The 20,874-nt window shown below is 68.6% G+C and carries 17 protein-coding genes and 2 tRNA genes; 15 read left to right on the top strand and 4 right to left on the bottom strand.

Features of this window, described 5'->3' with window-relative positions; translation table 11 throughout:
- Nucleotides 1-49: 49 nt before the first annotated feature.
- Together gltX and ACYSM9_RS10245 are read left to right on the top strand one after the other, a co-directional pair.
- Nucleotides 50-1,564, top strand: a complete 1,515-nt coding sequence (gltX, locus tag ACYSM9_RS10250; protein WP_461856848.1) for a glutamate--tRNA ligase — start codon at nt 50-52, stop codon at nt 1,562-1,564.
- Nucleotides 1,564-2,301, top strand: a complete 738-nt coding sequence (locus tag ACYSM9_RS10245; RefSeq protein WP_461856847.1) for an HAD family hydrolase — start codon at nt 1,564-1,566, stop codon at nt 2,299-2,301. The genes gltX and ACYSM9_RS10245 overlap by 1 nt, the downstream gene beginning before the upstream one ends.
- Nucleotides 2,302-2,313: 12 nt before the next feature.
- On the opposite strand, the gene ACYSM9_RS10240 is transcribed toward ACYSM9_RS10245, so the two are convergent.
- On the bottom strand, nt 2,314-3,804 hold the full coding sequence (locus ACYSM9_RS10240) for a hypothetical protein (protein WP_461856846.1): 1,491 nt from the start codon (nt 3,802-3,804) through the stop codon (nt 2,314-2,316).
- Nucleotides 3,805-4,114: 310 nt separating this feature from the next.
- Between ACYSM9_RS10240 and ACYSM9_RS10235 the strand changes: the two genes are divergently transcribed.
- The 4 genes from ACYSM9_RS10235 (at nt 4,115) to ACYSM9_RS10220 (ending at nt 7,895) form a co-directional block, all read left to right on the top strand.
- Nucleotides 4,115-4,186 (top strand) — tRNA-Gln (locus ACYSM9_RS10235).
- A 126-nt stretch (nt 4,187-4,312) separates the two neighbouring features.
- Nucleotides 4,313-4,388: transfer RNA gene (locus ACYSM9_RS10230), tRNA-Glu, on the top strand.
- A 124-nt stretch (nt 4,389-4,512) separates the two neighbouring features.
- Nucleotides 4,513-6,282 carry a dynamin family protein gene (locus ACYSM9_RS10225; protein WP_461856845.1) on the top strand — a complete coding sequence of 590 codons (1,770 nt, stop codon included), beginning with the start codon at nt 4,513-4,515 and terminating at the stop codon, nt 6,280-6,282.
- Nucleotides 6,279-7,895 carry a GTPase gene (locus ACYSM9_RS10220; protein ID WP_461856844.1) on the top strand — a complete coding sequence of 539 codons (1,617 nt, stop codon included), beginning with the start codon at nt 6,279-6,281 and terminating at the stop codon, nt 7,893-7,895. Before ACYSM9_RS10225 ends, ACYSM9_RS10220 begins: the two co-directional genes overlap by 4 nt.
- Before the next feature lie 11 nt (nt 7,896-7,906).
- On the opposite strand, the gene ACYSM9_RS10215 is transcribed toward ACYSM9_RS10220, so the two are convergent.
- Together ACYSM9_RS10215 and ACYSM9_RS10210 are read right to left on the bottom strand one after the other, a co-directional pair.
- Nucleotides 7,907-8,458, bottom strand: coding sequence for a DUF1697 domain-containing protein (locus ACYSM9_RS10215; protein ID WP_461856843.1), 552 nt, complete (start codon nt 8,456-8,458; stop codon nt 7,907-7,909).
- Nucleotides 8,459-8,485: 27 nt separating this feature from the next.
- Nucleotides 8,486-9,205, bottom strand: coding sequence for an IclR family transcriptional regulator (locus tag ACYSM9_RS10210; protein ID WP_009356552.1), 720 nt, complete (start codon nt 9,203-9,205; stop codon nt 8,486-8,488).
- 113 nt (nt 9,206-9,318) lie between these two features.
- Between ACYSM9_RS10210 and leuC the strand changes: the two genes are divergently transcribed.
- From leuC to ACYSM9_RS10180, 6 genes are all read left to right on the top strand, one after another.
- A complete protein-coding gene (gene leuC / locus ACYSM9_RS10205) occupies nt 9,319-10,773 on the top strand; it encodes a 3-isopropylmalate dehydratase large subunit (RefSeq protein ID WP_461856842.1) in 1,455 nt (484 codons plus the stop codon).
- A 9-nt stretch (nt 10,774-10,782) separates the two neighbouring features.
- Nucleotides 10,783-11,385 carry a 3-isopropylmalate dehydratase small subunit gene (gene leuD / locus ACYSM9_RS10200; protein WP_221386854.1) on the top strand — a complete coding sequence of 201 codons (603 nt, stop codon included), beginning with the start codon at nt 10,783-10,785 and terminating at the stop codon, nt 11,383-11,385.
- Between the two features lie 175 nt (nt 11,386-11,560).
- Complete coding sequence (gene murA, locus ACYSM9_RS10195; protein WP_461856841.1) at nt 11,561-12,886, top strand: UDP-N-acetylglucosamine 1-carboxyvinyltransferase; 1,326 nt, start codon at nt 11,561-11,563, stop codon at nt 12,884-12,886.
- A gap of 9 nt (nt 12,887-12,895) precedes the next feature.
- On the top strand, nt 12,896-13,666 hold the full coding sequence (locus tag ACYSM9_RS10190; RefSeq protein ID WP_461856840.1) for a lysophospholipid acyltransferase family protein: 771 nt from the start codon (nt 12,896-12,898) through the stop codon (nt 13,664-13,666).
- Complete coding sequence (locus ACYSM9_RS10185) at nt 13,663-14,715, top strand: NAD(P)H-dependent glycerol-3-phosphate dehydrogenase (protein ID WP_461856839.1); 1,053 nt, start codon at nt 13,663-13,665, stop codon at nt 14,713-14,715. The genes ACYSM9_RS10190 and ACYSM9_RS10185 overlap by 4 nt, the downstream gene beginning before the upstream one ends.
- Nucleotides 14,716-14,717: 2 nt before the next feature.
- Nucleotides 14,718-15,863: a D-alanine--D-alanine ligase family protein gene (locus ACYSM9_RS10180; protein WP_461856838.1), complete on the top strand. Its 1,146-nt coding sequence runs from the start codon at nt 14,718-14,720 to the stop codon at nt 15,861-15,863.
- A gap of 90 nt (nt 15,864-15,953) precedes the next feature.
- Here the strand turns inward: ACYSM9_RS10180 and ACYSM9_RS10175 are convergent, their stop codons facing one another.
- Complete coding sequence (locus ACYSM9_RS10175) at nt 15,954-16,457, bottom strand: DUF3515 domain-containing protein (protein ID WP_461856837.1); 504 nt, start codon at nt 16,455-16,457, stop codon at nt 15,954-15,956.
- Between the two features lie 69 nt (nt 16,458-16,526).
- Between ACYSM9_RS10175 and thiL the strand changes: the two genes are divergently transcribed.
- The 3 genes from thiL to ACYSM9_RS10160 are packed head-to-tail and all read left to right on the top strand — an operon-like array spanning nt 16,527 to nt 20,845.
- Nucleotides 16,527-17,573, top strand: a complete 1,047-nt coding sequence (gene thiL / locus ACYSM9_RS10170) for a thiamine-phosphate kinase (RefSeq protein ID WP_461856836.1) — start codon at nt 16,527-16,529, stop codon at nt 17,571-17,573.
- Nucleotides 17,574-17,595: 22 nt separating this feature from the next.
- Nucleotides 17,596-18,582 (top strand): DAK2 domain-containing protein, encoded by a 987-nt coding sequence (locus tag ACYSM9_RS10165; protein ID WP_461856898.1) that lies wholly within the window; start codon nt 17,596-17,598, stop codon nt 18,580-18,582.
- On the top strand, nt 18,572-20,845 hold the full coding sequence (locus tag ACYSM9_RS10160; protein ID WP_461856835.1) for an ATP-dependent DNA helicase RecG: 2,274 nt from the start codon (nt 18,572-18,574) through the stop codon (nt 20,843-20,845). The genes ACYSM9_RS10165 and ACYSM9_RS10160 overlap by 11 nt, the downstream gene beginning before the upstream one ends.
- Nucleotides 20,846-20,874 lie beyond the last annotated feature (29 nt).

The following is a 20,874-nucleotide window of genomic DNA, read 5'->3' as shown; positions in this document are numbered from 1 at the left end:
CCGCAGGGCAAAGAACCGGGCCCGGCCAGGCGGTAAAGTTGAAGCCACTATGACTATCGCTTCCCCGTCGCCTGCAGCCTCCATCCCGCCTGTCACCGCCGAGACCCCCGTCCGGGTCCGGTTCTGCCCCTCGCCTACGGGCACCCCGCACGTCGGCCTGATCCGGACCGCCCTGTTCAACTGGGCCTACGCCCGGCACACCAAGGGAACCCTGGTCTTCCGGATCGAGGACACCGACTCGGCACGGGACAGCGAGGAAAGCTACCACCAGCTGCTGGACGCGCTGAAGTGGCTGGGCATCGACTGGGACGAGGGCGTCGAGGTGGGCGGCCCCCATGAGCCCTACCGGCAGTCCCAGCGCAGCGACATCTACCAGGACGTCATCAAGCGGCTTCACGACGGCGGATTCATCTACGAGTCCTTCTCCACCCCGGAGGAAATCGAGGCGCGGCACCGCGCGGCCGGCCGCGACCCGAAGCTCGGCTACGACGGCTTCGACCGCCACCTGACCGAAGAGCAGCTGGCCCAGTACAAGGCCGAGGGCCGCCAGGCAGTCCTCCGCCTGCGCATGCCGGACGAGGACATCACCTTCACCGACCTGGTCCGCGGCGACATCACCTTCAAGGCCGGCTCCGTGCCTGACTTCGCGGTAGTGCGGGCCAACGGCGCGCCGCTGTACACCCTGGTGAACCCGGTCGATGACGCGCTCATGGGCATCACGCACGTACTCCGCGGCGAGGACCTGCTCAGCTCCACCCCGCGGCAGATCGCCCTGTACCGCGCGCTGCACGCCATCGGCGTGGCAGAGTACATGCCGGAGTTCGGCCACCTGCCCTACGTGATGGGACAGGGCAACAAGAAGCTCTCCAAGCGGGACCCCGAGTCCAGCCTCTTCCTGCACCGCGAGCGGGGCTTCATTCCCGAGGGCCTGCTGAACTACCTGTCCCTGCTGGGCTGGTCGCTCAGCGCCGACGAGGACATTTTCACCGTGGAGCAGCTCGTGGAGCACTTCGACATCCATGATGTCCTCGCCAACCCGGCGCGCTTCGACCTCAAGAAGGCCGAGGCCATCAACGGCACCCATGTCCGGATGCTTGAGCCCAAGGTGTTCCGCGACCGGGTGGCGCACTACCTGCGCGAGGCTGGCCTGGTGGGGGAGATCCTGACCGACCGGGAAGAGGAGATCGTCACCGAAGCCGCGCCACTGATCCAGGAGCGCATCACCCTGCTGGGCGAGGCTCCGGACATGCTGGCCTTCCTGTTCAAGGCGGACGACGCCATCGACATCGCCGATGACGCCCGCAAGGGACTGCCCGCCAACCTGGCCGAGGTGCTGGACGCCGCCATCACCGCCCTGGACGCGGTGGAGGACTGGACCGCGGAGAACATCCAGGCCGCCCTGAAGCAGGCCCTCGTGGAGGACCTGGGCATCAAGCCGCGGCTGGCTTTCGGTCCCGTCCGCACGGCTGTCTCCGGGCGCCGCATCTCGCCGCCGCTGTTCGAGTCAATGGTGATCCTGGGCAAGGACTCCTCCCTGCGCAGGCTCCAGGCCTTCCGCGGCTGATGTCGGCACCCAGCAAGGCTCCCGCCGGCGTCCTCGAAACACCTTTCGGGGCGGTCCGTGGCGTCCTCTTCGACATCGACGACACGCTGGTGGATCTCGAGTACTCGATGACCACCGCGCTGCGGGAGGTCAGCGAGCATCTCCTGCCCGGCCTGGACCAGGCCGGGTGGGAGCGGTTCGGGCGCATCTTCACGCACGAAACCACGCACTACTACGACCGGTACCTGGCCGGTGAGCTGACGTTCAATGAACAGCGCCTGCTCCGGGGCCGCGCCGCCCTGGGGCATTTCGGCGTCGAACTGGCCGACGGCGAGGAATCGCACCGCTGGCTCTCTGCCTACATTGAAAAGCAGCCCTCCTACGTCAAGCCGTTCCCGGATGTGCTTCCCCTGCTGGACGTCCTGGACCACGCAGGGATCCCCTACGGGGCCGTCAGCAACAACGTCCATGACTACCAGCGCGCCAAGCTCGACGGCGCGGGCCTGGAACGGGTCACACACCTGGTGGGCACCGATACGCTGGGCGTGGCCAAGCCGGACCCCGCGATCTACCTCGAAGGCGTGCGCCTCCTGGGTACCACCCCGGCGGAGACACTCTACGTGGGCGACAACCGCCTGCTGGACGCGGAAGGCTCGACGGCGGCGGGCCTGCTTGGCGTGTGGCTGAACCGGGTGGGGGAGCTTGTTGAGGGATTCGACGGCGGCATGGTGGCGTCCCTGGACCAGCTGCTGGGCTGAGCGGCCATTGCGTTAGGGACGTACTTTGGTCCCAAGGTCCGCTTTGGTCCGAAGGGCGCGCCTGCGTAGGACGAGGAAGGCTGCGACGGCGGCGGCGAGCAGGAGTGCCACCAGCACCAGCGCGATAACAGGGTTGTCGAGCCACGACGACGGCGACACCGCCGCCACCTTCGCGTGCAGCTCCTGCGTTCCGGCAGCGATCTGCGAGTTGCCGTCCGCCAGTTTGCCGGCGCCCGCGGCGAGTTCGCCTGAACCGTCATCCAGCCTGCCGTTGCCTTCAGCGAGCTTCCCGGTGCCGTCAGCCAGCTGCGCGGAGCCTGACTGCAGCTGCCCCGTTCCCTGGCTGAGCGTGACGGTGCCGTCCGAGAGCGCCTCGGTGCCGGCCAGCAGGCCCGGGCTGGCGGGATCGCCGTTGCCGCTGATTCCCGCGCTGAGCTTGGTGGTACCGTCCTGCAGGTTGTTGGCGGCGTAGATCAGGCCGGGCCTGCCAGGGTCGCCGGGGACACCGTCCATCCCGACCCTGATGCTGGCCGTGCCGTCAGCCAACAGGGTTGTGCCGAGTACCAGGCCCGGGTTCTGCGGATCCGTGGCGTTGAGCTTCTGCGCCAGCGTGGCGAAGCCTGCCTTCAGTTGCCCGGCGCCATTGTTCAGTTGCCCTGCGCCATCGTTGACTTTCGCTGCGCCTGCATCGAGCTGCACCGCACCCGCATAGGCGCGCCGGCCGCCGTCAGCAAGTTTGGCGATCTGGTCCTTGAGCACCGCCAGGGGCACCAGGCCCTGCGGTCCGTTCGCGGCCGCTTCGAGCTGGTCCAGCCCCTGGCTGAGTGCCGCGAGCCCGTCTCCCTTGGTGGGGTCGGCGCCGGCACCGGGGTATCCCTTCAGTTGACCGGCTCCAGCCGCCAGCTGTCCGGTGCCTGCCGCAAGCTGGCCGGTTCCCGCTGCCAGCCGCCCGGCGCCGTCGGCAAGGTTGTCCGGCGCGTTTCCGGCCTGGGTGGGAGTCAGGGCGGCGGATAGTGCGGCCGCGCCGGCCTGCAGCTTCCGGGCGCCGTCGTCCACCTGGTAGACGCCGGGGACGAGTTTGTTCAGCACATCATTCTGCAGCTTGGTGGTACCGGCATGGAGCTTGTCCACCCCGGGAGCCAGCTGGTCCCGCACGCCGGAGTAGATTCGACCGGCACCCGACTGCAGGGCCTCGGCGCCCGTATTGAGTGCGGCACTGCCGTCCTTGACCTTGGCTGCGCCATCCTTTACCTGCCCGGCGCCCTTATGTGCAGCGTCGGCGCCGGTGGCAAGCTGGCCTGAACCGTCCCTGAGCTGGGCGGCGCCGGCAGAGGCCTGCTCTGCCCCGTCCATCAGCCGTGCGGCTCCGTTGGCGATCTGGCCTGTCAGGTACGTGTAAAAGGCAAGGAACAGAACCAGCAGCAGGGACAGGACGGCTATTGCCGTGGACTTGGACCGAAGTCCGCGCTTTGCTGGTGCGGTGGTTGCGGTGCGGGTTGTCAACGCTGACACTTCCTAACTCTCCGCCGGACGTCGCTGACCGGTGGTGTGAACCGTGGTTGGCTTTGCGTTCCCGTTTCCCCGGAGGTGCCCGGATGAACCGGACGGGATGTTGTTACCGAGCGGTAACTTACTCGAGGGTAACCACATAGTTCAGGGCTGGGCAAGGGTTGGCCGTTTTGCTCCTGCGGGGCGGAGGTCATGTTCCCGCGATGCCGATTTGTGCGAGCCGAAAGTCTCGGGTAAAGTAATTTCTCGTGCTGAGGCGCACGGAGCAGGGAAAAGCCCCTGAAATCCGGCCCGAAAGTGCCATTGGGATATGGTGTAATTGGCAACACTACGGTTTCTGGTACCGTCATTCTAGGTTCGAGTCCTGGTATCCCAGCTCTGAATTGTGGCTTATAAAGTCTGCAAAACGGAACGTTTCCAGCCGGTTCGCCGATTTGGAAGCAGAGCAAGGTGTGTGAAATACTCACTGAGCTTGAACAGCGGAAACGCTGAAAAAGTGCAAGGCCCCATCGTATAGCGGCCTAGTACGCCGCCCTCTCACGGCGGTAACGCGGGTTCGAATCCCGCTGGGGTCACCAACGAAATGGTCCCGGGCAAACGCCCGGGACCATTTTTTATGTCGCGCGGTTCGTTCCCTGGCTGCGATCACACGCGACGCGCCGCCACAGCCGCCACACCGGGCTGGACTGGCATGATGTTGATGTGACCTCCCAGAACGAGCACGCTGGCGCCCGGCAGGAAGTACGCACCGCAGAGGCGGTGGCACTGCTGGAGGAAATCCGCGCGGTCCTGGCCGGGGTCACGTTGCCGCTGGCCCTGCCGGGTGCGGAGCAGGCCCGCCGTGACGCCGCCGCGGCCGCAGCCCAGCTCGACGACTACATCCTGCCGCGTTACCGCAGCCTTGACGCGCCGCTGCTTGCCGTCGTCGGAGGTTCCACGGGCGCCGGGAAATCAACCCTGGTGAACTCCCTGGTGGGCCACCCCGTCACCCGCGCCGGGGCCATCCGGCCCACCACCCGGCAACCCATCCTGCTGCACCACCCCGACGAAGCAGGCTGGTTCGAAACACAACGTGTCCTGCCGGGGCTCAGCCGCATCCGCGGAACACTTGCCGCCGACCCGGACATGGCAGGCGGTCCAGCCGGGGGTACGGACCCGGACTCCGTCTCCTCCCTCGTCCTGCTGGCCGACCCCGCCGTGCCGGCGGGTATTGCCCTGCTCGACGCGCCGGACGTCGACTCCATTTCCGACCACAACCGGCTGCTCGCGGGCCAGCTGCTGGCCGCTGCCGACCTGTGGGTGTTCGTGACCACCGCCAACCGCTACGCCGACGCCGTCCCGTGGAAACTGCTCCTGGACGCGGCGTCCCGGGACATCACCGTGGCGGTCGTGCTGGACCGGGTGCCGCCCGGCGCGGAGGCAGAGGTCAGCCAGGACCTCCGGGACCTGCTCGACCGGGAAGGACTGGGGGCCAGCCGGCTGTTCATCATCCAGGAAACCCGGCTCGATCCGCAGGGGATACTGCCTGCGGGGGAAGTCGCCGGGCTGCGGGAGTGGCTGGGCCAGCTGGCTGCCGATGCCGCCGGACGTGCCGGCGTTGCCCGCCGCACCCTGAACGGGGCGGTCCGGACGCTGTCGGCCCGCATCGAAGCGCTCGGGAGGGCCGCAGCTGAGCAGGAACAGGCCGCGGCCCGGCTCGAGGCGGACGCCATGGCAGCCTACCGGGATGCGGCCGGCCGCATCCTCGACGCCACCCGTGACGGCGCCCTGCTGCGCGGCGAGGTGCTGGCGCGCTGGCAGGACTTCGTGGGCACCGGCGAATTCTTCCGCGCGCTGGAGCAGAACGTCGGCCGCTTCCGGGACCGGCTGGGAGCCTTCTTCCGGGGCGAGCCCGCACCGGCCGTCAAGGTCGAAGCCGCCATCGAGACAGGCCTTCATGCAGTGATCCTCGACGAGGCGGCCAACGCAGCCGAGGACACGGACCAGCGGTGGCGCTCCGACCCCGCGGGCAGGCAGCTGCTTGGCACCGAGGACCTGTCCGGTACGTCCCCGGGCTTCGCGGAGCGCGCCGCGGCGGAAATCCGTGCCTGGCAGGAGGGGCTCATGGAGTTGATCCGCACGGAGGGCCAGGGCCGCCGCACCCAGGCCCGCTGGCTTTCCTTCGGCATCAATGGCCTTGGCGCCGCATTGATGATTGTCGTCTTCTCCATGACGGCCGGGCTGACCGGGCTGGAGATCGGCGTCGCCGGCGGCACTGCCGTGGTCGGCCAGCGGCTGCTGGAGGCCGTATTCGGCGAAGACGCCGTCCGGCGCATGGCAGAAAAGGCCCGCGCGGATCTCGCCGGACGCTGCCGGCGGTTGCTCCAGGAGGAGCAGCAAAAATTCCTCCAGCGGCTGCCGGAGGAGAGCGCCGCGGCGCAGGCGCTGGCTGCCCAGTCCCAGGCACTGGCCCGGCTGGCGGGGAAGGCATGAGCCGCCACAGTGCAGCCAGGGAGTCGTCGCGGCTCGACCGCCGCCTGCAGGCGCTCGAGGACGCGCGCGAACTGGGGGAGGGCGTCCTGCCCGACGCGCCCCTGCAGGAGGCGCTGCTGGTCCTGGAACGGGCCAGCTCACGCCGCTCACTGTCCGCGGACCACACCGTCGTCGGGTTTTTCGGGGCCACGGGCAGCGGCAAGTCCTCGCTGTTCAACGCGGTCAGCGGGGCGGAGATCGCGACGGCGGCTGCCCGGCGTCCAACGACGTCGGAACCATTGGCAGGGATTTGGGGAGCGCCGGGCAGCGAACCGCTGCTCGACTGGCTGGAGGTGGCCAACCGGCATCACGCGGCACCGGTGAAGGGTTTCGCCGACGAGGCCAGCGGCCTGATCCTGCTGGACCTGCCCGACTTCGACTCCACCCGGGCGGCCAACCGGGAGATTGTGCAGCGGATGGTGGGCCTGGTGGACGTGCTGGTGTGGGTCCTTGACCCCCAGAAGTACGCCGACGCCGCGGTGCACAACGGCTTCCTGGCGCCGCACGCCTCGCACGGTGCCGTCACGCTGGTGGTTTTGAACCAGGTGGACCGGCTGCCGGAGCACGACGTGCAGCCAGTGCTCGATTCCCTGCACGGGATCCTCGCGGGGGAGGGCCTGGGGCAGGTGCGGGTGCTTGCTTCGTCCGCGGTCACGGGTGCGGGGGTGGACGCTGTCCGGGACGCCATCCGGAAAGTGGCCGTGCAGCGCCAGGCCCAGTCGCGGCGGCTGGAAGCGGATGTCACCCGGGCCGCAGAACGGCTGCACCAGGCTTCGGGGGACGGCGGGGCCGCGGGCGTACGGCCAGCGGACACGGCGCGGCTCGCCGGGGAACTGGCCGCAGCCGCGAATGTCCCCGCCGTGGTGCAGGCGGTCTCCCGGTCGTACCGCCTTGAGTCTGTGCGCCGCACCGGCTGGCCCGCGACGCGCTGGCTCTCCAGGTTCCGGCCGGACCCGCTGCGGCGGCTCAACCTGCGCAGCAACACCCCGGCCGTGCTGAACCGCACCTCGCTGCCCCCGGCCGGAGCCCCGGAACGGGCGCGGGCGGACACGGCCGTCAGGGAGTTCGCCGACGCCGCCAGCGCCGGAGCGCCCGGCCCCTGGCGGGCAGCGATCCGGGCGGCTGCCCGTGAGGGCCGGGAGCGCCTCCCGGACGCGCTGGACCAGGCGATCGCCGGAGCCGACCTCGGCGCCAACCGCAAAGCGTGGTGGTGGGGCGTCTTCAACGTGGTGCAGTGGCTGGCGCTGCTGACTGCCCTGGGCGGCCTCGGCTGGCTCGGTGTCCTTGCGGGACTCGGCTACCTGCAATTGCCAGTTCCGGAAGTGCCGCGGGTGGAGGGATGGCCAGTGCCCACCCTGATGATCGCCGTCGGCGCGTTGCTGGGGATCTTCCTGGCCTTCACGGGCCGTGCCATCGCCGCCGGCGCCGCCAGGGCGACGGCGGCCAGGGCGCGCCGCCGGCTCAACGCTGCCGTCGCTGCCGTGGCCCAGGAACTGGTGGTGGAACCGGCGGAGGTGGAGATCAGCCGGCTGGCCGCGTTCAACGCAGCCCTGAAGAAGGCCCGGACGGGGTAGCGGCCGGCGCCTCAGGTCCCGGGCAGCAGGGCAGCCGCGGCGTCCCGGACCTTGATCATGGTGCGCAGGTTGCGCGTAGTGGTGGCGGCCGCCTTATGCTTTGCGCCTGCCGACAGCTTGCTCATGGGATTTTCAAGCGTTCTGCCAACCGGCGCGAGCCAGGCGAGCGCCTCCGGGCCCAGCCGCTTGAGCGTGGTGCCGTCCACGGCAGCCCCCGCCGTCTCAAGGTCGTCCAGCGCCGCCTTGTCCGAGGACAACGTGATGTAGGTGTGCGTCGACTTGTCGTCCTCCGGATAGGGGCAGGCTGCCACCAGCTTCGCCAGGCGGCCGGCCTCCAGGACCACCACAAAGGCGTCGTAGCCAAAGGCCGCCCGCAGGCACTTTTCGCACTCCCTTTTGACGGCGGCGGCACCCCGGCCGCTGCTGAAGACCACATTGCCGCTGGCCAGCAGCGTCCTGGCGTCAGGGAAGCCAGCGTCTTTCAGCGCATCCCGAAGGTCCGCCATCCTGATGGTGATGCCGCCGACGTTGATGCCGCGGAGGAACACTGCATAGCTATTCATGGCCACAGCCTAGCCGCGGGCCGGAGTTCAGTCGTTGTTCTTGCGCAGCGCCTCGGTCAGGATGCGCCCGGCGTTGCAGACCACTTCTGCATGGAGTCGTCCGGGCTGGCGGGTGAGCCGTTCGATGGGGCCGGAAATGGAGACGGCGGCAATCACCCTGCCGGACGGTCCGCGCACGGGTGCCGAGACGGAGGCGACCCCCGGCTCGCGTTCGCCAAGGCTCTGGCCCCAGCCCCGCCGTCGTACGCCTGCCAGGACGGTGGGCGTGAAGCGTGCCGACTGCAGGCCTTCCAGGAGCCGGTCGTGGTCCTCCCAGGCGAGCAGGACCTGGGCGGCGGAGCCGGCCTTCATAGACAGCTGGGTGCCTACCGGGATGGTGTCGCGCAGGCCGATCGGACGCTCGGCGGAGGCGACGCAGACCCGCCAGTCACCCTGGCGGCGGAAGATCTGGGCGCTTTCGCCCGTGGCGTCGCGCAGCTGCATCAGGACGGGGCCGGCAGAGGCAATCAGGCGGTCCTCGCCGGCGGCCGAGGCGAGTTCGACGAGCCGGCTGCCAAGCACGAACCGGCCCTGGATGTCGCGGCTGACCAGCCGGTGGTGGACAAGGGCCAGGGCGAGCCGGTGGACCGTGGGCCGGGCCAGGCCGGTTGCTGCGACGAGCTGCGCCAGCGTGGTGGGGCCGGCCTCGAGCGCATCAAGCACCTGGGCCGCTTTATCAATGACACCGACTCCACTAGAATTGTCCATGTAATGATATTGCCGTCTCAATATCTGAGATGCAAATCTTTCGGCTGGCGCAGTGCGGAGCCGCCCTGATTCAGTTGGACTAATCAGCCAAACAGCAGTGAAGGGAGATGGCCATGGCAAAGACATTGGCCGAGAAAGTCTGGGACGCGCACGTGGTGCGCAAAGGCGACGGCGATGGTGCCAGCGCCCAGCCTGACCTTCTCTTCATCGACCTCCACCTGGTCCACGAAGTCACGTCTCCGCAGGCGTTTGAGGGCCTGCGCCTGGCCGGCCGGAAGCTCCGCCGCCCGGACCTGACGATCGCCACGGAGGACCACAACACTCCGACGCTGGACATCGACAAGCCTATCGCCGACCTGACCAGCCGTACGCAGATCCAGACCCTGCGGAACAACTGCGCGGAGTTCGGCGTCCGCCTGCACAGCCTCGGTGACGCCGAGCAGGGCATCGTCCACGTGGTTGGCCCCCAGCTGGGCCTGACCCAGCCCGGAATGACCGTGGTCTGCGGCGACTCTCACACTTCCACGCACGGCGCCTTCGGCGCGCTGGCGATGGGTATCGGCACCTCCGAGGTGGAGCACGTCATGGCCACCCAGACGCTGTCGCTCAAGCCCTTCAAGACCATGGCCATCAACGTGGAGGGCACGCTGCGCGCCGGCGTCACCGCCAAGGACATCATCCTCGCGGTCATCGCCAAGATCGGCACCGGCGGCGGCCAGGGCTACGTCCTGGAATACCGCGGCTCCGCGATCCGGGCCCTGTCCATGGACGCGCGCATGACCATCTGCAACATGTCCATCGAAGCCGGTGCCCGCGCCGGCATGGTGGCGCCGGACGAGACCACCTACGAGTACATGAAGGGCCGTCCGCACGCGCCCGAAGGCGCTGACTGGGATGCCGCCGTCGAGTACTGGAACACCCTGAAGTCCGACGACGACGCCACCTTCGACGCTCAGGTGGACCTGGACGCCGACACGCTGGAGCCGTTTGTCACCTGGGGCACCAACCCCGGCCAGGGCGTCTCGCTCTCCGACTCCGTGCCGTCGCCGGAGGACTTCGGTGACGAGAACGCCAAGGCCGCCGCCGAACGCGCCCTGCAGTACATGGGACTAGAGGCCGGCACCCCCATGAAGGACATCCGCGTGGACACCGTCTTCCTGGGTTCCTGCACCAACTCCCGCATCGAGGACCTGCGTGCTGCCGCGGACATCATCCGCGGCCGTGAAAAGGACCCGCAGGTGCGCATGCTGGTGGTCCCCGGGTCCGCCCGGGTCCGGCTCGAAGCCGAGGCCGAGGGCCTGGACCGCGTGTTCAAGGACTTCGGTGCCGAATGGCGCTTCGCCGGCTGCTCCATGTGCCTGGGCATGAACCCTGACCAGCTGGAACCGGGGGAGCGGTGCGCCTCCACCTCCAACCGCAACTTCGAAGGACGCCAGGGCAAGGGCGGCCGGACGCACCTCGTCTCGCCCGTGGTGGCCGCCGCTACCGCCGTCCGCGGCACGCTGAGCTCACCGTCCGACCTTGCACCGGCCCCCGAACCCGCCGCCATCAGCACCGACGCAGCCTAGGACAAGACCATGGAAAAGTTCACCAAGCACACCGGAATCGGCGTCCCGCTGCGCCAGAGCAACGTCGACACGGACCAGATCATCCCCGCTGTCTACCTCAAGCGCATCACCCGCACCGGCTTCGAGGACGCACTGTTCTCCGCCTGGCGCAAGGACCCCTCCTTCATCCTGAACCAGGAGCCCTACAGCGCCGGCTCGGTCCTGGTGGCCGGCCCGGACTTCGGCACCGGCTCCTCCCGTGAACACGCTGTCTGGGCCCTGAAGGACTACGGGTTCAAGGCCGTGCTGTCCTCCCGCTTCGCCGACATCTTCCGCGGCAACTCGGGCAAGCAGGGGCTCCTGGCCGCGCAGGTGGCGCAGGACGACATCGAACTCATCTGGAAAGAGCTCGAAAACGCACCGGGAACCGAAGTCACGGTGGACCTCGAGTCCAAGACCGTGGTGTGCGGCAACATCGTGGCACCGTTCGAGATCGACGACTACACCCGGTGGCGGCTCCTGGAAGGCCTGGACGACATCGGGCTGACGCTCCAGCACGAGGCGGACATCACCGCCTACGAGGCGACCCGGCCCAGCTTCAAGCCGAAGACGCTGCCCGCCCGGGTTTCCTAGCACGGCATTCATCCGGCCCCTTGTCCGCAAACGCGGGGAAGGGGCCGGAGCTGTTTGAAGGCCGCCACGCCCCGCCATTGGCGGGCCCTTATTTCGGTTCGGTAACACGACCTCCTATGCTTGGTTGGAGCCTTCGCAAGGATTTGTGGGCTAGTGATCGTGAGGAAACCGGTATATGAGTAGTGTTCTGACAATCCGCGGCGGAGTCCCGCTTACAGGCCGCGTCAGCGTCCGGGGGGCCAAGAACCTCGTCCCCAAGGCCATGGTGGCGGCACTGCTGGGCAACGAACCCTCGGTGTTGCGGAACGTTCCGGAGATCAAGGACGTGGAGGTCGTCACCTCCCTGCTGCAGCTGCATGGCGTGACCGTGGAGAAAGACCCGGTCAACGGCGACCTCACCCTGGACCCGAAATCCGCCAAGACCGCGCCCAGCACCGCCATCGACGCCCACGCCGGCGACTCGCGGATCCCCATCCTGCTCTGCGGACCGCTGATCCATGCCATCGGCGAGGCCTTCATTCCCGACCTTGGCGGCTGCAAGATCGGCGACCGCCCCATCGACTACCACCTTGACGTGCTGCGCCAGTTCGGCGCCGTGGTGGAAAAGCGCCCCGGCGGCATCCACATCTCGGCGCCGAAGGGCCTGCACGGGGCCAAGATCTCCCTGCCGTACCCGTCCGTCGGCGCCACCGAGCAGGTCCTGCTCAGCGCCACCCGCGCCGAAGGCATCACCGAGCTGTCCGGTGCCGCCACCGAGCCCGAGGTGATCGACCTCATCGCCGTGCTGCAGAAGATGGGCGCCATCATCAGCGTCCAGACCGACCGGACCATCCGGATCGAAGGCGTCCGCGACCTTGGCGGCTACAACCACCGCGCCCTCTCCGACCGGAACGAGTCCGCCTCCTGGGCGTCGGCTGCCCTGGTGACCCGCGGCGACATCTTCGTTGAGGGCGCCTCCCAGCGGGACATGATGACCTTCCTGAACACCTACCGCAAGGTGGGCGGCGGGATGGACATCGGCGAGGACGGCATCCGTTTCTACCACCGCGGCGGAAAGCTCAACCCGCTGGTCCTGGAAACCGACGTCCACCCCGGCTTCATGACGGACTGGCAGCAGCCGCTCGTCGTGGCGCTGACCCAGGCCGAGGGCGTGTCCATCGTCCATGAGACGGTGTACGAGAACCGCTTCGGCTTCACCGACGCCCTGATCCGGATGGGCGCGAGCATCCAGGTGCACCGCGAATGCCTGGGCAGCGTCCCGTGCCGGTTCGGCCAGCGCAACTTCCTGCACTCCGCGGTCATCTCCGGCCCCACCCAGCTCAAGGGCACCGACATCGACGTGCCCGACCTGCGTGGCGGGTTCAGCCACCTGATCGCGGCCCTGGCGGCCACCGGCACCTCGCGCGTCACCGGCATCGACATCATCAACCGCGGCTACGAGCGCTTCACGGAGAAGCTCGCGGGACTGGGTGCCGACTTCGACATCACCACCGCGAAGTAGAGCCGGACCGTGAAGGAATCGGCCAAGAGCAGGGCCACATTCATATTCATCGCCGGCATCGCCCGCCCATTGTTGAACCTGATGATGGCCAAGACCTGGGAAGGGACCGAGAAGCTTCCCGCCGGCGGCTTCATCGCCGCGCCCAACCACTGCACGGAGATTGACCCGCTGGTGGTGGGGCACATGCTCTACAACCAGAAGCGCGCCCCGCACTTCCTGGCGAAGGCCGGCCTGTTCAAGGTCCCCGGCCTCGGCTGGCTCCTGCGCGCCACCAAGCAGGTGCCGGTGGAGCGTTCGACGGCGGGTGCGAACCGTTCGCTGCAGGTCGCCCAGGAGATCGTGGCAGAGGGCGGGGCGATCATTATCTACCCCGAGGGCACGCTCACCCGTGATCCCGGCCTCTGGCCCATGAAGGGCCACACCGGCGCGGCCCGTCTCGCCCTTGAGGGCGGCATCCCCGTGGTCCCCATCGCCCACTGGGGTGCCCACGAGGTGTTCCCCAGGTACGGCAAGACCTTCCACATCTTCCCGCGCAAGCGTTCCCGGATGGTCGTGGGAGACCCCGTGGACCTCAGCGCGTTCACCGGCCGTCCCCTCGACAAAGCCACGCTGACCGAAGCCACCGACGTCATCATGGACGCCATTACCGCCCTCCTTGCCGGACTCCGGGGCGAGCAGCCGCCGGCCGAGCGCTGGGACCCGGCAAAGCAGCAGCAGGCCAAACACGGCCGCTTCGTGGAGCGCGGACAGCAGCCTGAGGCTGGAACTGATGCCCGGTGACCACTGAAGGAAAGCTGACGGGCTCGGCCCGCAGCGTTGCAGTCCTCGGCGCGGGCTCCTGGGGCACCACGTTCGCCAAGATCCTTGGGGACGCCGCCACCGCCGCCGGGACCCCCCGTTCCATCAGGATCTGGGGCAGGCGAACCGAAGTGGTGGACGGGATCAACGCCAGCCACCGCAACCCCGAATACCTCAAGGACATTGTCCTGCCGGAGAGCATCACCGCTTCCACCGATGTGCGCAGCGTGCTGGCCGGCGCCGACCTCGTGGTGGTCGCCGTGCCGGCCCAGTCCCTGCGGCCGCAACTGCGTGAATGGAAAGACATGATCGCGCCCGGCGCGGTGGTCGTGTCGCTGATGAAGGGCCTGGAACTCGGAACGGACGCCCGGATGAGCGAGGTCATCGCCCAGGAGCTTGCCCTGCCGCCCGAGCGCATCGCCGTCGTTTCCGGGCCAAACCTGGCCATGGAAATCGCCCGCGAAGAGCCCACCGCATCGGTAGTGGCCTGCACCGACTCCGCCACGGCAGGCTGGATCGCCAGGACCTGCACAGCGCCGTATTTCCGGCCCTACACCACCGCAGACGTCGTCGGCGTCGAAATCGGCGGTATCGTGAAGAACGTGATTGCCCTGGCCGTCGGTATCTGCGAAGGCCGGCAAATGGGGGACAACACCAAGGCCTCCGTCATCACCCGGGGCCTGGCGGAAACGTCCCGCCTCGCCCTGGCGCTCGGCGGCGACGCGAAGACCATGGCAGGGCTGGCCGGACTCGGCGACCTCGTGGCCACCTGCTCGTCCGCGCTGTCCCGGAACCACACCGCCGGCCGCCTCCTGGGCCAGGGCCTGACGCTGGACGAGGTGGGCAAGAAGATGACCCAGACCGCCGAAGGCATCAAGTCCGGCCAGGCCGTGCACGAACTTGCCGGCAAGCTCGGCGTCGAAATGCCCATCACCGCCGCCGTCGTTGCGGTGCTTGCGGGCAAGCTGTCCGTTGACCAACTGGGGCCGGTTCTGCTGTCCCGGGAATTGAAACCTGAAGGCGATTACTGACCATGTCCCAAGACAAACCCACCGGGGAAACGGCAAGCACGCGAAAGCCGCGGGTAGCGGTGCTTTTCGGCGGCCGGTCCAGCGAACACGCCGTGAGCTGCGTGACGGCGGCAGGCGTGCTGGGCGCCATCAACAAGGACAAGTACGAGGTCATCCCCATCGGGATTGCCAAGACCGGGCAGTGGGTCCTGGCCCCCGCCGATACGGCCCAGTGGTCCCTTGCGGCGTCATCCCTGCCCGAAGTGGTGCCTTCCGCCCGGACCGTCACCCTGGCCGAGATCGGCGGCGAGCACCAGCTGATTGTTGCCGCCCCCAACGAGGTGCCGCAGGAACTCGGCGCCGTCGACGTCGTCTTTCCGCTGCTGCACGGACCGTTCGGTGAGGACGGCACCATCCAGGGCCTCCTGGAGCTGTCCGACACCCGCTATGTGGGCGCCGGCGTGCTGGCCTCCGCCGTCGGCATGGACAAGCACTTCATGAAGGTGGTCTTCGAGGCTGCAGGGCTGCGGGTCGGTCCCTACGTATCGGTCACCGACAGGCAGTGGCTCAAAGATCCGGAACTTGTCCGCAAGCAGGTGGACCGGCTCGGTTTCCCGGTCTTCGTCAAGCCGGCGCGCGCAGGTTCGTCGATGGGCATCTCCAAGGTGGATTCGCTGGACGAACTGGACGCGGCCATCGAGGAAGCCCGCCGCCACGACCTTCGGCTCGTCATCGAAGCCGGCATCGTGGGGCGCGAAATCGAGTGCGCGGTGCTGGAAGGCAGGGGCACCGATGCGCCCCGGACCTCGATGCCCGGCGAAATCTCGGTGGCCGGCGGAACGCACGAGTTTTACGACTTCAACGCCAAGTATGTCGAGGACGACGCCGCCGCGCTCAGCTGCCCCGCGGACATTCCGGCGGAAGCCATCTCCCGCGTCCGCGAACTCGCTGCCCAGGCCTTCGACGCCGTGGGCGCGGAAGGCCTCAGCCGGGTGGATTTCTTCTACACCCCCGAGGGCGAGCTGATCATCAACGAGATCAACACCATGCCCGGCTTCACGCCCAAGAGCATGTACCCGCAGATGTGGGCCGCCTCGGGGCTGGACTATGCGGACCTGATCGACGAACTCATCTACCTGGCCCTGAACCGTAAAACCGGACTGCGCTAGTCCCCACCGGCACCCTAGCCTCGCTTCGCTTCGGTCAGGGAACCCTGCCGGCGTGGGCCCACCCAGCCCGGTGGTCGAGCTTGTCGAACCCTACTGGCTCTTCGGCAGGTTCTGCAGTTCCTCCTGGCCCACGCAGTTCCGCACCGCCGGAACCTTGGCGGCCGCTGCGGACAGGTCCGCCAGGACCGCCGCGGAACTGATCTTGTCCGGATCCATCAGGATTTCGGTGGCCGGTTCCCGGCCGTAGGTGGTCAGGGTCCACACAGGGTCGCCCTCCTTGATCACCCAGTCAACCCCGTTGACGGTGACGCAGCGGTCCGTCGTCGGCCCCGGCACGTTGACGCCGCACCGCAGGATCACCAGCGAGGGGTCGCCCCATGCGGCCGTGGCCTGGCTGTTGGTCTTGCGCAGCTTGGAATCGCCGATTGCGTCCGGCAGGGCCACCATCATGGGTGCGCACGCCGGATTGGCCGCGTCCTTCGCCGCGGTGACATCCACGGCGGGGGAACACGCGGCCAGTGGAAGGGCAACGAATGCCCCCATCAGTACCATCCTGGCGGCGCGGGCGGACAGGGAAGGCTGGGGACGGTGCATGCCTCCAGCCTATCGCCGCCCCGCGCCCCGCCGGGACACGATGTCGGCGGGGCGCGGTAGCGTAGTGGCGTGCCTGTAGACCTCCCTGACCGCATCACCTGCCCGCCCACTGTCGCCGGCCTGTCCGAAGCCGACCTGCTGGCCCGGATCTTCCCGCGCCTTCGGACGGGGGAGGCCGCTTCGGCGGCCACATTGCTCGGGCCGGGGGACGACGCCGCCATCGTGGCCGCCCCGGACGGCCGGACCGTCATCAGCATCGACACCCAGGTCCAGGACCAGGACTTCCGGCTCCTGTGGCCCAATGGCTACCGCACCACCGGCTTCGACGTCGGCTGGAAGGCGGCAGCGCAGAACCTCAGCGACATCAATGCGATGGGCGCCAGGGCCACCTCCATGGTGGTGAGCCTCACCCTTCCGGTGGACACGCCGGTCACCTGGGTGGAGGAGTTGGCCGACGGCCTGGCCGCGGGGATCACCGGATTGGGCGCCGCTGCCTGCTCCGTGGCCGGCGGTGACCTGGGGCGTGGCCGGGAAATTTCCGTGACCGTCGCCGTCACCGGCACGCTCAACGGCGGGCGGCCAGTCCTGCGGTCCGGGGCGAAACCAGGCGACGTCCTGGCTTTGGCCGGAACCGTCGGGCACGCCGCGGCGGGCCTGGCCCTGCTGGAGTCCGACGTACCCGTGGACAGCCTCAGCCCTGCCGAGCGGGTGTTCCTGGATGTGCAGTCCCGGCCGCGGCCGCCGCTGGAGGCCGGCCCGGCGGCCCGTGCGGCCGGTGCCACGGCGATGCTGGATGTGTCGGACGGCCTGCTGCGTGACGGCAAGCGCCTCGCCACCGCCAGCAACGTCGCCGTCCACCTTGACGCTGCCTGCCTGCAGCAGCTGGCGGAGCTCCTCCGGCCGGCAGCATCGCTGCTGGCCACGGACGCGTCGGCGTGGGTGCTGGGCGGCGGGGAGGACCACGGACTGCTGGCCACATTCCCTGCCGGCGTTCAGCTGCCACCGGGATTCACTGCGATAGGCTCGATACAAGCACTCGGAACCAATGAAGGCCCGGGAGTCCTGATAGCGGGCCGGGCCGCGGACACCGGGGGATGGGATCACTTTGCACACTAAGGTTGCTGCCAACGCGCTGGCAATGAAGAGGTGGCTGGGCAAGGCTGAAACTGCCCTGGGCAACCATAGTGACCGCCTGAATGCCATCAACATCTTCCCGGTGGCCGACGGCGATACCGGCACCAACCTCTACCTCACGGTCCGCGCCGCCGCCCGCTCCCTGGTGCTCGGCGAGGACCAGCCCGCGCCCGTCGACGTCGGAGCCATCCTTGCCACGGCAGGGCAGGCGGCGATGGAAGAGGCCAGGGGCAACTCCGGAACGCTCTTTTCCGTCTTCCTGTGCGCCGCCGCCGAGCCGCTGGCCGGGCACACCCGTCTGACCTCCACCCTGCTGGCAGCAGCCCTGAACCGCGCGCAGATCCGCGCGTGGTCGGCCCTCAGCGACCCCGTGCCCGGAACCATGCTTTCCGTCATGGAGGCAGCGGCCCGGGCGGCGGCCGCCGTGGACGCCGGGCAGGACGGTGATGACAGCAACCATGCCCTGGGCCTGGCCCTGGACGCCGCCATCGAGGGGGCCCTTGCGGCGGTGATCCATACAGAGGACCAGCTCGACGCCCTGCACTCCGCCCACGTCGTGGACGCCGGGGGCGTGGGGATGCTGTTGATCCTTGACTGCCTCCGCTCCGCGGTCATGGGCGAGGAACTGCAGGACGAACTCCTCGACGGCCTGCACGGCTACGACGTCTCGGACCCGCACATCCACGCCTCCATGCCGGACGACGACGGCGTTGAAGTCATGTGCACCATCAGCCTGTCGCCGCTGAACGCAGCCACGCTCCGGCAGCGGCTCGACGAAATCGGCGAGTCCGTCATCATGAGCCAGGTCGGCAGCGGCGCTGACCCCGAGGGAAACTACCGGTGGCGCGTGCACGTCCACGTCCCCGATCCGGACCCCGCAGTGGAAATCATCAGGTCCCTGGGCGAACCGTCGCAGATCAGCATCAGCGAACTGGCGTTGCCGCGGGATCCCGAGGCGGACGCAGTGAACACCAGCGGGCATGAACGCTGAACTGGACCTCGCCCTGGAGCGGCGGATCGGGAAGCGCTCCGCGGCGGTCATTGAAAAGCACCTCGGCATCACCACCGTCGAAGGCCTCCTGGGCTATTTTCCCCGCCGCTACCTCACCCGGGGCGAGCTGACGCCCATCAGCGACCTGCCGCTCGATGAGGAAGTCACCCTCATCGCCCGCGTGCTCTCCAGCAGCACCCGGACCATGCAGGCGCGCCGCGGAACCATCACCGACGTCATCGTGTCCGACGACGACGGACAGCAGGGGCTTCGGCTGGTGGGCGGCCGTGACTTCCGGGGCAAGGTGCCCGGCACCCTCAAGATCAGCTTCTTCAACGGGTACAAGGCCAAATCCGAGCTGCTGCAGGGCCGGCGCGCCCTGTTCTCCGGAAAAGTCAGCAGCTTCAAAGGGCAGCTGGGCCTGACGAACCCCGACTTCCTCATCCTGGACGACGACCCCTTCAGCCAGGGCGGCGGGGACCCCGAAAAGCTCGCCGCCATGCCCATTCCCGTGTACCCGGCCACCGCCAAGCTGCCCAGCTGGAAGATCCAGCAGGTCATCGCCGCCCTGCTTGAAACCGTGGACCTGGACTCACTGCCGGACCCGGTTCCACCGGCAGTGGCCGCACGCGAGGGCTTCCTGCACCTCGCCGACGCCTACCGGCTCATCCACGCCCCGGAAACAGCCGCCGACTGGAAGCGGGCCCGGGACCGCTTCCGGTACCAGGAAGCCTTGGTGCTGCAGTCAGCCCTGGCCCGGCGCCGTGCCCAGCTCGCGGCCGAGGAAGCAACGGCCAGGCGCCCCGTCGAAGGCGGCCTCCTGTCCGCCTTCGACGGCAGCCTGCCGTTCACCCTCACGGCCGGCCAGGCTGCCATCGGAAAAACCCTCGCCGCCGAACTGGCCCGTGACACGCCCATGAACCGGCTGCTGCAGGGCGAGGTGGGCTCCGGCAAGACCATCGTGGCGCTGCGGGCCATGCTGCAGGTGGTGGATGCCGGGGGACAGGCCGCACTGCTGGCCCCCACGGAGGTGCTCGCCGCCCAGCACTACGACTCCATCCGCCGCACCCTCGGTCCGCTGTCCGCGGACGGGCTGCTGGGCGGACTCGCCGGCAGCGGAGGCGCCTCAGTGCAGGTAACCCTCCTGACCGGTTCCATGCCCACGGCCGCGCGGAAACAGGCCATGCTGGACGCCGCCTCCGGCACTGCCGGAATCATCATCGGGACCCACGCCCTGCTCAGCGACACGGTGTCCTTCTACGACCTTGGACTGATCGTGGTGGACGAGCAGCACCGCTTCGGAGTGGAGCAGCGCGATGCCCTGCGGGCCAAGGCGCGCAAGCCCCCGCACCTGCTGGTCATGACCGCCACCCCCATTCCCCGGACCGTGGCGATGACCGTGTTCGGCGACCTCGAAACGTCCACCCTCGATGAACTGCCCCAGGGCAGGGCGCCGATCACCACGCACCTGGTGGGCCTGGCGGAGAACCCCGCCTGGGCCGCGCGGATCTGGGCGCGCGCCCGGGAAGAGATCGACGCCGGCCACCAGGCCTACGTGGTCTGTCCCAAGATCGGAACGGACGACGACGGAGACTTCAGCCCCGGGGAAGCCGGACCACCCGGCCTCGACACAGACGAAAACGCGCGCGAGCTCGCCTCGGTGACGGCCGTCGTCGAGCATCTGCTGGCTGAGCCGTCCCTGTCAGGCGTCCCCCTGGCACCGCTCCATGGGCGCCAGGAACCGGACGTGAAGGCAGACACCATGGCCGGGTTCACGGCCAACCGGATCAAACTGCTCGTCTCCACCACCGTGATCGAAGTGGGCGTCGACGTGCACAACGCCACCCTCATGGTCATCCTTGATGCCGACAGGTTCGGCATCTCCCAGCTCCACCAGCTCCGGGGCCGGGTGGGCCGCGGCGGCCTGCCGGGGACCTGCCTCCTGGTCACTTCCCTCGAGCCCGGCCACCCCAGCCGGCGGCGGCTTGAGGCGGTGGCGGCCACCACTGACGGCTTCGTCCTGTCCCAGGAGGACCTCAAGCTGCGGCGGGAAGGCGACATCCTCGGCGCCTCCCAGTCCGGCGGCCGCTCAACGTTGAAGCTGCTGCGTGTCCTGGAGCATGAAGACGTCATTGCCCGTGCAAGGCAAGACGCCCAAGGCATCGTCGGGAACGACCCCCTCCTGTCCGGTTCCCCGGAACTCGCCGACGCCATCGACAAATACCTCAACCCCGAGAAGGAGGCGTTCCTTGAACGCGGCTAGCAAGGACCGCGCCTCGCGCGACTGGAAAA

Source organism: Arthrobacter sp. C152, assembly GCF_054890965.1.
This window is presented reverse-complemented; position numbering and strand designations above follow the sequence as displayed.